Here is a 12,061-nt window from a genome sequence, read left to right on the forward strand (position 1 = left end):
TTAAGAATTGTTTTATAAAAAACAAATCATGCACAAATATGATTTTCTGTCAACTTAATTTAGATGCGTTTACCCTGGATTGGTGGAAAAGACCAACAAATCGATCGCTCGGAGTTTAAGAAAGCTATGGGGCTGAAAGATGAATATTTTGCCGAGCGAATGTTTTCGATGTTTGATAACGATAAAAGTGGCGTTATAGACCTCGATGAATTTCTGAAAACAGTAGAGGAACTTGTCTTTGCAACCGAAGAAGACAAACTAAAATTTGCTTATCAATTGCACGACATTAACGGGGATGGCTCAATCGAAAAAGACGAAGTTTCTCACTTGATTGCTGCTAGCTTAAAGGAAAACAATTTAACCTTTCCGCCGGAACAAGTTATCGGTCTGGTTGACATTTTGTTTTTAGAAGCTGATACCGATAAAAGTGGCGAAATTTCTTTTGAAGAGTTCAAAGGTTTAATCGGAAAGCATCCCGATCTGCTTGAGGCGATGGCAGTTAGCCCCGTTAGCTGGTTAAAACCTCGCCAGCCAGACGACGACGCCATAGCAGTTGCGCCCAAAGAGAAAAGGTCGCCAAAGGCGTACATCAAGCATTATATTCAAAACAACTGGGTCAAGATCGCTTTTTTGTCCCTCTATCTTATTGCCAATCTGGTTCTTTTCTTTGGGGCTGTCGATCGATATGCAAGTCTAGGCGCAAATGTGTACGTTCAAATTGCGCGGGGATGTGGCGCAGCGCTCAACTTCAACGGGGCATTGATCCTAATTCCCATGCTGCGGCATTTTATGACTTGGCTTCGCAAAACGAGGATCAACAACTATCTGCCGATAGATGAGGGCATCGAGTTTCACAAGCTCGTAGGTCAATTCATGTTTGCCTTTGCGATCGTCCATACGATCGCGCATTTTCTCAATTACACCACATTGCCGGTTCCCTTTGCACAAAGTCTTTTTGCAACGAAGGCTGGCTTGTCAGGATTTTTATTACTGCTAGTTTTCGCAGTTATGTGGGTGACAGCGCAAGCTCCAATCCGCAAAGGCGGAAAATTTGCGCTTTTCTATACAGCTCATATGTTGTACGTCGTGTGGTTTGCCCTGGCGTTAGTTCACGGGCCAGTTTTTTGGCAGTGGGTGTTGTTACCTGTTGTGGGATTTGCGATCGAACTGGTTATTCGCCGCCAGAATACAAAAGAGCCTGCCTATGTAGTTAATGCCTCTTTACTCCCCTCCAAAGTTCTAGGTTTGGAAATTGCACGTCCTAAATCTTTCCACTATCAACCAGGGGACTACGTGTTTGTTAAATGTCCCAGTCTCTCCAAATATGAATGGCATCCATTCACAATTAGTAGCGCCCCCGAAATGCAGGATGTCTTATCTGTACACATACGCTCTGCGGGCAGTTGGACTGGAAAATTATATCAACTTTTCCGAGAACAGCACGAGCAATGGATACGGTCAGGTAACTCTAAATACGAGCCTGGAGTGCTTGTCCATTTAGATGGGCCCTATGGGACACCAAGTACCCATATCTTTGAATCTAAGTACGCTATTCTCATCGGTGCGGGTATTGGCGTAACTCCCTTTGCCTCTATTCTGAAAAGTATGCTGTACCGAAGCCAACACGGTTCTTCAGGAATGCGTTTGCAAAAGGTACATTTTTACTGGCTCAACCGAGAGCAAAAAGCATTTGAATGGTTTGTTGAACTCTTATCCAGAATCGAAGCCCAAGACACTAACAACCTATTTGACATTAATTTGTATTTGACAGGTGCCCAACAAAAGTCAGATATGAAATCCAGCACCCTATTTGTGGCAATGGATTTGATGCATTCCCAAACGCAGGTTGATTTGATTACAGGTTTAAAGAGCCGTACACAAACGGGTCGTCCAGACTGGGAGGAGATTTTTCAAGATATAGCGCAGCAACACGCGCCCAATAAAGTTGACGTATATTTCTGCGGCCCTCCTGGACTCTCGGTACAATTGAGAAATCTCTGCCATAAATACGGGTTTGGCTATAGGAAAGAAAATTTCTAGCAAAACTTCTGGCAATTGATTTATGATCTTCAGCGAGAGTCATAAGTTTAGGACTTACACATAAACCGGGGTTCTTTGACGTAAATTCGGCTTTTGGGCTATTTATCCAAGTGGAAAAACCCGGTTTATGTGAACTTTTGCGTAATTCCTGAACTTGCTCTCCGTCATCTCCCAAAAAAGCTTACTTGAATATCGAAAAACGAGGAAAATATCCAATGAAGTTAGACAAGTTTGTACTAGCACAAAATATGGCATTTCTAATAGCCATTCCACCAGAAAGTAATTTGGCGAAATTGTTCTCCTTTTGCTTAGCCACAAAGGTTAGAAAAAAGATGAGCGGAACAGAAATCTTAAGGATCACCTGTGAGCTAATGGAAAACCCATCTAATTTGCCCTATTGGACTCAAGAGGTGATGGGACTCGATTTAGATTACAGCAGTGAAGAGTGGAAAGCTTTAGGAGAAATGGGCATCAACGATGCAGGTGAGTTTATGGCTATGGTGTCTCAAGAATTGGAAAATTTGAATTTGTAATATTTTGCCCTGGCGTGAACACAGAAACTCTCTTCCAACACTCTATTAAAAGCATTCATCAGAGCCGGATAGTTAAAAAAACCGGTCTTTAGACAAGGGAGCATCACCTTTCAAAAGAGAAACAAAAATATGTCTTTAAATGTTGAAGTTTTAGAGCAAAGTTTCGATAAAATCAAACCTCGTGCTGATGATTTTGCCGCTAGCTTCTACGAAAAATTGTTTACAACTCACCCAGAGTTGAAACCGCTGTTTGCCACAACTGATATGGCCAAGCAACAAAAAAAGCTGATAAGTGCTCTGGTTTTAGTAGTAGAAAATCTCCGCTCTCCAGAAGCTTTGGAGCCAGTTCTCAAGGCCTTGGGAGGCAGACACATCGGTTATGGAGTAATTCCCAAATATTACGGCCCAGTTGGAGAAGCACTACTGAGTGCTTTTGAGCAGTCTCTCCAGCAAGATTGGACTCCCGAAGTAAAGCTGGCGTGGACAAATGCCTACAGAGCAATTACTGCTTTGATGTTAAAAGGCGCTGGGGTAGAAACGACACCTGAAGAAGTTCAATTAGAAACAGAGATAATTCCAGACGAACCGGTGACTATAGGAGTTAATCACCAACTAGAATCAGTCCCAGAAAAAGAGCCCAAATTAGCCGTAGAGGTACTGGAAAGCAGTTTTGATAAAATCAAACCTCGTGCTGATGAATTTGCCGCTAGCTTCTACGAAAACCTCTTCATCGCTCACCCAGAATATAAACCATTGTTTGCCCATATCGATATAAAAATACAACAGAAGAAGCTCCTTAATGCTTTGGTATTGGTAGTAGAAAATCTCCGCTCTCCAGAAGCTTTAGGGCCTGTTCTCAATGCCTTGGGAGGCAGACACATCGGCTATGGGGTAATTCCCAAATATTATGGGCCAGTTGGAGACGCACTGCTGATGACTTTTGAGCAATATCTCCAAGAAGATTGGACTCCCGAAGTAAACCTGGCATGGACAGATGCCTACAGAACAATTACTGGTTTGATGCTAAAAGGCGCAGTTGTTGTTTCTACACCCAATGTTGTCCCAGATGAAAAAGATGTCACCCACCATCAGCCAAAAGAATCAAAGACACAATTACTGAACGAATCTAAGCCGATCGCGCCGCCAACCGAGGAACAGAAAAAGCCTTTAGGATTAATTCAGTTGGATGGTAAAATTATCCCCAAAATGATCTCGAAAATAACTGAGAGTTATCAGCAATTTCAAGGTCAATCATTCGTTCAGCGATTGGGTGAAGTTCTCAAAGGAATTTTAGAAAAATTCATTGATAATTTTTGGACGCAACCAGCCTGGTTAGTGGCTAGTGTTTCAGCCATTCTGTTCATCATAATTTATGTGTGGGCGGATGATAATTCTCTAATCGGAGAAGTTTTGGAGAGTGTTGATTCTCTCAGTCTTGTCGTTGCTTTAATTTTATTCATTAAGGAAGCACCCGATCGCCGAAAGCAATTTCATTACCAAGCTTGGAGTATAGTTGATGCAGCACACGGCGTAAAAGTTAGCTATGCCAGAATTCTGGCACTCCAAGATTTGAATGAGGATGGTGTTTCTCTTAGAGGTTTGGATGCTATTGGTGCGGAGTTAGTAGATATTAATCTTCCTCATGCCAATCTTAGTAAAGCCAATTTGATGGAAAGCGACTTGAGTAATGCTAATTTGACTTATGCCAATTTAGATAATGCTAATATCAGTCAGGTTAAACTTAGTGGTGCAAATTTAAGTCATGCAAAACTGAGTTTTGCTAGCTTGACTCAGGCTAATCTTAGTAGTGCGAATCTTAGTAATGCTAGTTTAATTTGTGCAGATTTAAGTCATGCGAACCTGAGTGGTGCCGATTTGAGAGATGCTAGTTTGAGTGGTGCAAACTTGAAGAGTGCCTACCTAACTGGTGCAAATCTCAAAGGTGCTAAAGTTAGCATTTCTGACCTGAGTGGTGCTTTGCTCGAAGGTGCTGTTATGCCTGATGGATCGAAGTATAAGTCTCTGGAAGATGAGGCCACAAACAAATAAATTGATCCCAGCTTGTTTTTGACCTTCATGTCTGCTTTTCTACTCAAGGTGACGACACCGTGAGTAGAAAAGCTTTGGCTTACTGAAATGCGATCGCTACTAATGGTGAGAAATTACTCTTGAATTTATTAAACATAAAATAAATTAGGCAAAGAAGATTAGGAAAAATCAAATGCAATTATTTAAGCAATTAAGTATAAAGACAAAACTCATAGTTATGTTGCTGGTAGTCAGCGTTTGCGCTATGGTCGCCACCACCTATATATGCTCTAGCAGTGGGAAAGCTACTCTGACCGAAAAAGTCTTCAACCAATTAACCAGCCTTCGGGCGGCCAAAACTGATCAAATCCAAGATTATTTTCAAAGCCTTTACCACCATAGCCAAACCTTAAGCGAAGACCTAACAGTCGTCGGTGCCATGCAGGAGTTCAAGACAGCCTACCGCCAACTTGAACAATCAACAGTACCAGCGGATTTTGACGCAAAAATTGATACCTTCTACCGGACAGAATTTTTAACTAAACTAACGCGAACTAACGAGGGTTCCCCCGTTCTGGCATCCTACACGCCAAAAACAACTGCTGCCCGTTACTTGCAGTACCACTACATCGCTGCTAACCCCAACCCCGTTGGCAAAAAACTTCTCCTTGACAATCCAGGCGACGCCAGCGCTTACAGCCGCGCTCACGCCCGCTACCACCGTATTTTTCGCAATATAGTGGAAAAATACGGTTACTACGATATGTTTTTGATCGATCCCGAAGGAACTGTTGTCTACACGGTTTTTAAAGAAGCTGACTTTACCACAAACTTCACCAACGGCCCCTACAACGAGAGTAACCTAGCATCCGCGATCGCCGCGGCACGACAAGCAAATGGAAAGGGCTATGTGAAAATAGTAGATTTCAAACCCTACAGCCCTTCCTACGGTTCGCCTGCGGCTTTTATCGCTACCCCAATCTTTAACGACTCCCAATTCATTGGTGTTTTGGCGTTCCAGCTTCCCGTTGACAAAATTAACAATGTGATGACTGGCAACAAAAATTGGAAAAAAAATGGTCTGGGCGATTCAGGAGAAACTTATCTGGTTGGGTCGGATTATTTAATGCGCTCTGCGTCTCGTTTCCAGATTGAAGACCCAGAAGGTCATGCAAAAACTCTACGCTCGATCGGCACTGATGAAAAGACTGTCAAGAAAATCAAAGAGTTCAATACTACAATCCTCCTACAGGAAGTGCAAACCAAAGCAGTGAAGGAAGCTTTTTTTGGGAAACAGGGCACGGAGGCGATCGACGATTATCGTAATATTCCAGTTTTGAGTTCTTATGCTCCACTAGAGATTAATGGATTGAAGTGGGTGATCTTGGCGGAGATGGATGTTTCTGAAGCCTATGCCTCAATTCACTCGTTTGAAAAAAAAGTTTTGATTGGCGCTACTTTAATCATCGCGTTAATCACCCTTGTTGCCATGTGGCTGACCTCAATCTTTGTCAGACCCATCAATACTTTAATCAAAAGCGCCCGCCTGGTGGGGGCTGGAGAATTTGATGCCGTGGTCAAATCGGGTTCGCAAGATGAATTTGGAGACTTAGCTAAGTCATTTAACCAAACGATAGGCAGCCTTCGCGCCGAAACTCAACTAATCGATCGCGAAAATCGCGAAAATGAAGCATTAGTCTTAAGTATATTTAGTCCGGCGATCGCCAAACGCCTCAAACAGGGCGATCGAGAAATTGCCGAGCAAATTTCTAACGTCTCGATCTTGTTTTCCGACCTCCACCAATTCACCAAACTGACTCAATCAATGTCGCCTCAAGAGGTTGTTCGCTTGCTGAATGAACTGGTAACAGGCTTTGATGAAATGACAGATAAATACGGTCTAGAGAAGATTAAAACTATTGGTGACGGTTACATGGCTGTATGCGGGCTTGGTATGCCGCGTCTGGATCATGACAAACGCACGCTAGATTTTGCTTTGGAAATGCTGTCGTTTGTCCGCCGATTTAGTTATGAAAAAGACTTACATCTAGACCTGCGGATCGGTATCAATTCAGGAGATGTGGTTGCAGGCGTGATTGGTAAAAATAAATTGCTATACGACGTTTGGGGCGATAGTGTAAATATTGCCAATAGATTGAAGTCGGCTTGTCCGCCAGGAACAATCTTAGTTTCTCAAGACCTCTGCTCGCGGCTCCACGATCTCTACGATTTTGAGCTGGTTGGTGAAATTCAAGAACCTGGAAAAGAAAAGCTAGTGGCTTGGCAAGTCAAAACTTCTAAGCTGACCGTAAGTGTTCGAGAGGAAGAAGTTTATGAGTAATTTAAGCTTTTCAAATGACTGGCAAACCTGGGCGGTAATTGTCGGATTAGGGTTCCCACTCCTGGTCGTTTTACTAGGAGAGGTTATTTATCATCTAGAAAGGCGCGGTAGACCGCTGGCGGCTACGCTGCAGGTTGTAAAAAACCTCGTACTGCCAGTCTTAATGCTGATGGTTTTAATCAGGAATGTCGTGAGGCTTGACGTTGACGGGAATTTTGCCAAGCTCGTCGCAACGCTGTTTTGGATATCTGTTATCTACGCTTCTCTTTCGCTGTTTAATGTAATTTTGTTTGAAGAAGCTGAGGCAAATACATGGCGGGCACGGATGCCCAAACTGCTGATCGACCTTTCTAGGTTGTTTTTGGTGCTTGTGGGAAGCGCGATCGTGCTGGCGGTGGTGTGGGGTGCAGATTTGGCTGGTCTTGCTACGGGATTGGGCGTGAGTTCGATCGTGATCGGTTTGGCGCTTCAGGACACACTAGGCAGCATCATGTCTGGCATTGCGCTGCTTCTAGAACGCCCCTTCAGTGTGGGTGATTGGTTGCGAATTGGAGATATCGAAGGGCAGGTAATTGATATCAATTGGCGCTCTGTTCGCCTGCTAAATCTCCAGCGGCAGGTGATTATCGTTCCCCATCAATTTGTTGGAAAAGAAATAATTCATAATTACAGCCAACCAGAACGCATTTACAACCAACGTATCAATATTGGCTTTTCTTACGATAGCCCCCCTAACCTGGTGAAGCAGGTACTGCTAAGTACAGCTTTGGCTACACAGGGGATATTAGCCGAACCCGAACCTGAGAGCAAAACTACATCCTATGATGAGACTGCAATTATCTATGAGGTGGAGTTTTTTATCGAAAACTTTGAAGATATGGAGCAGATACTCGATCGATTTATGACACGAATCTGGTACGCAGCGCAGCGAAACAACCTGACGCTATATCGCTACCGATACTCCTATGCTGTGGAAGCTGCTGATAAGGCAGATAGCGCTTCCAGTAAGTTAGCCCAAAGCTTGCATTCAATTCCCGGATTTATGCCTTTAGCTAGAGAGGCAAAAAATTTGGATGACTTAACTAAGGGAACTATTTTACAGAAGTTTGGTGCGGGAGAGAAAGTCATCCGGCAGGGCGAGCCTGGTAATGCTTTGTACATTATCATTGCGGGTCAGGCTAAGGTAACAGTCACGAACAAGTTGGGCATGGAGTTGGAGGTTATGACTATCTTGAGTGGTGAGTTTTTTGGCGAGATGGCGCTGTTTAGTGGGGAACCGAGTCCGGTATCGGTTGTCGCCGTTGACGATTTGCAAGTTCTTGTCGTCTACTCAGATGCTGTAAATACGATGATTGAACGTCAACCAAGCTTGGGGCGCGAGATCGGTCAAATTATCGAAGCGCGAAGCAAAGCGGTAAGTATGGCCGCGCAGGCAGATGTTTCGTCAAATGCTAAGGTTGATTCCCTATGAGGATGATGAAAGTGTTCATATTGTGGCAATTTTACAATTCTTGGGGCTGGTGAAAAAGCACGGTCTATGACGGTGCAAAGTATAACGAATCACAGCCGCCTCTGCAATACCGGAGAAAGGTCAAGCCTAAAATATCCTTACAGGGAACTGCATTTGCGAAGCCCAGAGACCGTCAATCTTTGCAATCAATTCACTTCCCGCCCAGAGAAAAGTTTGAGTGATGAGGTTTTGCGCCTCAATATTCACGCCACCCAAAATTACGTCAGTGTCTGCATTAAAGTTAACAATCTTGGCATAATCATTTCCGCCAGCAACTGAGTACCAATTTCTTGTATTATCGCCAATATAAAATGTGTTAAGAGATTGACCGCTGTTGCCAATTAAAGTATCTACCTCAGCACTAGACAAACTGTTGTTTTCTGAACCTCTTAATATGTTCTGACCGGTACCACCTGCGAGAGTGTCGTTCCCCAAACCACCAAACAAGATATTGATGCCGTTTCCACCAGTGAGATAATCATTACCCTCATCACCGCGAATGGTATTCCTACCATTTCCGCCATTGATGTTGTCATTTCCAGCCCCGCCATTAATGGTGTCATTCCCTGTGCCAGCAGTGATAAAATCACCACCCGCCTCACCAAAGATCAGATTATTTCCATCTCCGCCACCAAGGGCGTCAACTCCATTCCCGCCGAAGATGATATCATTGCCAGTGCCCGCAGAGACAATATCGTCCCCATCCCCAAAATAATAAGTATGGTTGCCGTTGTTGTTGTAATATTTCCCAAAAATCCCAGTCCCTGTTAATACGTCGTTTCTGTTAGTCCCATAGATGAAGCGATCGTTGATTTCGCCACCAGCTTTAGCAGCAACCAGAAACAAAGGATTATCTTGAGCATCAACCGGAATCACTCCTTCATGCACTTGAAGAGAGTTAGGAGAATCGCCTTTATAAAAGTTTGGTCGAAATTGATGATCGGCCTGCGTATCACTCAGACCTAGAATATTGGTGGCTAAACGAGAATTGCCGGCTGCATTAGTTGTCACCAAATTTGTGTAAGCGGTCACGACAGCGCTGTGCTGATCGTTCCCAGTGTTACCGAAATCAAACAGGAAAGATTCCCTGGCAGTTCCAGCTTGAGCTTCATTTCCCGCTACACTACTGATGCCATTAAAACTTCTTCTTGAAGCCGCAGCACCAAGGTCTAAGCGTTTGATGGGGTCTGCAATTCCTCCCTTTTTATCTAATACGTATCCATTTGATAGGTCAGTATCGAAGCCATTAGTTGTATCGTATGGACTCACGAATCTTGCAGTATTTGATGCTGAGTCAAGGGCTGTAACCGAACCAACTTGACCACCTAGGGTATTGAAACTGGCGGCAAGTTCGCTGGCAAGGTGAGCACCAAGACTATGACCAACAATATTGAGTGCTGCGGCTGGCATTCCCCACTCCACAAGTTTGTTTCGGACTGCGTTTGCCACTGGAGTAATCCAGGAACCAGACCTGTAAAGGTCTCCTAGAGCGATCCCTGCTCCTGCATTGTTTGTTGGGGTGCCGCTCACTTGAGTCCAGTCAAGAGCTAAAACTATATCGTTTGGGTTAGCATTATTGATGGCTCTGGCTAGAGTGGCATCAAAAGAATCGCTGGGCGCTGTGAAACCAGGAATCAGCAGCCATACTTTTTCACCAGTCCATTGTTCGGCAGAGGGAACGGAGAAGGGCGCACGGATATTTATTTGACGCTGACTTGGACTAAAAGCATTCGTAGGTGGTCTGTTAGTTTCGCCACCTGTTACCAAAAACGGAGTATTTATCGATGTCATTGTCTATTCCTCTCAAGTTAGGTTGGTAAAGATGATTATTAGTTTGCCTTTTTAGACTTTCTCCACAAGTGAACTCCACCCAAGCCCAAAAAAGCCAACAATGAGGCGAAGGGGGAGGCGTTCTCTGGTACAGCAGTAGGAGGAGATTCGTTAATTTCTAAGGTCACACCCCCATTACCTGAAACAGTTCCATTTCGCAAGACGAAAAAAAATGTCCCAGGATCTACAAACATAAATCCGTTATTTCCACCCCAAACTCCGCCATCATTTCCCGGAGCAACTTGGAAGCCAAATTGAGAGGGAATTCCGTTCTCAAAAGCCAAAACGGGAGCGTCTGGGAAGTTTAAATCATCACTGGCCGTATAGGTGACAGGAGTTAAGCCATCAGCAAAGTCCAGAAATCTAAAGTTCAGGGATAGCAGTCCTGGTATAATTCGATCATTGATGGTCATGACCTCCTCGCCGACTTTAGTTAGATGTGTATCGTCGTAGGCAAAGTCACCGGTGTAGACACGACCCGCGAAGTCGGGATCGTTGACGTTCACGACGTTGACTTTGATTGTGCCTGTGATTGTAGCTGCCATAGCGGTCGCTCCTGGAAATGTGGATATTAAATATGTTCCCAGGATAGCGGTCAGTCCATATTTTATGTTCATTAGATATTCCTGATTTAAAAGGCTTCGCCCACAAGAGCGAGTTTGTTTTCGTCTGTAGCAGCAATTAACGAAAACAACATCTTGAGATACACATTAAAGCCGACTCGCGGTATTGTAAACCCGTAAATTTACTAGAGTTTCCGAGGCGAAATTAGGTATCCGCTCAATAATTCGGGGCGGACTACCCACTCAGGAACGATTTTGCGTCTTTTGATGTGCATCGTTGAGCGATTTACCCCGGATTATTGAGCGGATACGAAATTAGGATATATTGTGAAAATCTCAGTAATTATATCTACGCCATGCTTCAAGTTAAGTTAGTAAAGATGATTAATTGTTTCCCTTTCTCCACTTTCTCCAGAAGTGAACTGCACCCAAGCCCAAAAAGGCCAACAATGAGGCGACGGGGGAGGAGTTCTCCGGTACAGGAGTAGGTTCAGTAGTAGGTTCAGTAATTTCTAAGCTCACAATCCCATCACCTCCAATAGTTCCATTTCGCAAGGCGAAATTAAATGACCTGGGATCTCCGAACATAAGTCCATCATTTCCAGATGTAGAAAAAAATTGGAAGGCAAATTGAGTGGGAATTCCGTTCTCTAAATACAAAAGTGGATAGTCTGGAAATTCATCAACATCATCGGCTGTGTAGGTGACAGGATTTAAGCCAGTAGCAAAGTCCAGAAATCTAAAGTTCATAGATAACAGTCCCGGTATAATTCCATTTCCACCACCACCATTTATGGTCATTAATTCTGTGCCGACTTTGGTCAGATGTGTATCGTCGTAGGCAAAGTCACCCGTGTAGACCCCCGCGAAGTCGCCCCCACTTACGTCAACCCTGATTGTGCCTCCTATTGTGGCTGCCATAGCGGTCGCTCCTCCAAATGTGGATATTAAATATGTTCCCAGGATAGCGGTCAGTCCATATTTTATGTTCATTAGATATTCCTGATTTAAAAGGCTTCGCCCACAGCAGCGAGTTTGTTTTCGTCTGTAGCAGCAATTAACGAAAACAACATCTTGGGATAGAGATTAAAGCTTTTTTGCCGTATTTGATACCGTAAATTTACTAGAGTTTTTGAGCCAAAATTAGGAGATATTGTGAAAATTTAAGTCAAAAGAAACCGGGTTTTTATCGAGTTTGCGGGCGGCAATCAAGTAT

8 protein-coding genes are annotated in these 12,061 nt (G+C 43.8%); 5 read left to right on the forward strand and 3 right to left on the reverse strand.

Annotated features, from left to right (window positions below):
• Window positions 1-63 precede the first annotated feature (63 nt).
• From QT973_RS06205 to QT973_RS06225, 5 genes are all read left to right on the forward strand, one after another.
• Entirely contained in the window at window positions 64-2,040 is a 1,977-nt protein-coding gene (locus QT973_RS06205) for an EF-hand domain-containing protein (protein WP_333390920.1), read from the forward strand.
• Between the two features lie 371 nt (window positions 2,041-2,411).
• Window positions 2,412-2,573 carry a hypothetical protein gene (locus QT973_RS06210; RefSeq protein ID WP_333390923.1) on the forward strand — a complete coding sequence of 54 codons (162 nt, stop codon included), beginning with the start codon at window positions 2,412-2,414 and terminating at the stop codon, window positions 2,571-2,573.
• 129 nt (window positions 2,574-2,702) lie between these two features.
• Complete coding sequence (locus tag QT973_RS06215; protein WP_333055951.1) at window positions 2,703-4,622, forward strand: globin domain-containing protein; 1,920 nt, start codon at window positions 2,703-2,705, stop codon at window positions 4,620-4,622.
• Between the two features lie 172 nt (window positions 4,623-4,794).
• On the forward strand, window positions 4,795-6,942 hold the full coding sequence (locus tag QT973_RS06220; RefSeq protein WP_333259307.1) for an adenylate/guanylate cyclase domain-containing protein: 2,148 nt from the start codon (window positions 4,795-4,797) through the stop codon (window positions 6,940-6,942).
• Complete coding sequence (locus QT973_RS06225; protein WP_333390926.1) at window positions 6,935-8,413, forward strand: mechanosensitive ion channel family protein; 1,479 nt, start codon at window positions 6,935-6,937, stop codon at window positions 8,411-8,413. The genes QT973_RS06220 and QT973_RS06225 overlap by 8 nt, the downstream gene beginning before the upstream one ends.
• Before the next feature lie 126 nt (window positions 8,414-8,539).
• On the opposite strand, the gene QT973_RS06230 is transcribed toward QT973_RS06225, so the two are convergent.
• From QT973_RS06230 to QT973_RS06240, 3 genes are all read right to left on the reverse strand, one after another.
• Window positions 8,540-10,219, reverse strand: a complete 1,680-nt coding sequence (locus QT973_RS06230; RefSeq protein ID WP_333390929.1) for a hypothetical protein — start codon at window positions 10,217-10,219, stop codon at window positions 8,540-8,542.
• A gap of 62 nt (window positions 10,220-10,281) precedes the next feature.
• Window positions 10,282-10,827 carry a hypothetical protein gene (locus tag QT973_RS06235; protein ID WP_333055492.1) on the reverse strand — a complete coding sequence of 182 codons (546 nt, stop codon included), beginning with the start codon at window positions 10,825-10,827 and terminating at the stop codon, window positions 10,282-10,284.
• 402 nt (window positions 10,828-11,229) lie between these two features.
• Entirely contained in the window at window positions 11,230-11,838 is a 609-nt protein-coding gene (locus QT973_RS06240; protein WP_333390931.1) for a hypothetical protein, read from the reverse strand.
• Window positions 11,839-12,061: the final 223 nt, after the last annotated feature.

Origin of the sequence: Microcoleus sp. Z1_A1 (assembly GCF_036700305.1) — a bacterium.
In the GTDB taxonomy this organism is placed as follows: Bacteria; Cyanobacteriota; Cyanobacteriia; order Cyanobacteriales; family Microcoleaceae; genus Microcoleus.

Bases quoted from the DNA above. Each gene is read 5' to 3' on its own strand.
- QT973_RS06205 (WP_333390920.1), top strand. From the start codon at position 64: ATGCGTTTACCCTGGATTGGTGGAAAAGACCAACAAATCGATCGCTCG.
- QT973_RS06210 (WP_333390923.1), top strand. From the start codon at position 2,412: ATGGAAAACCCATCTAATTTGCCCTATTGGACTCAAGAGGTGATGGGA.
- QT973_RS06215 (WP_333055951.1), top strand. From the start codon at position 2,703: ATGTCTTTAAATGTTGAAGTTTTAGAGCAAAGTTTCGATAAAATCAAA.
- QT973_RS06220 (WP_333259307.1), top strand. From the start codon at position 4,795: ATGCAATTATTTAAGCAATTAAGTATAAAGACAAAACTCATAGTTATG.
- QT973_RS06225 (WP_333390926.1), top strand. From the start codon at position 6,935: ATGAGTAATTTAAGCTTTTCAAATGACTGGCAAACCTGGGCGGTAATT.
- QT973_RS06235 (WP_333055492.1), bottom strand. From the start codon at position 10,827: ATGGCAGCTACAATCACAGGCACAATCAAAGTCAACGTCGTGAACGTC.
- QT973_RS06240 (WP_333390931.1), bottom strand. From the start codon at position 11,838: ATGAACATAAAATATGGACTGACCGCTATCCTGGGAACATATTTAATA.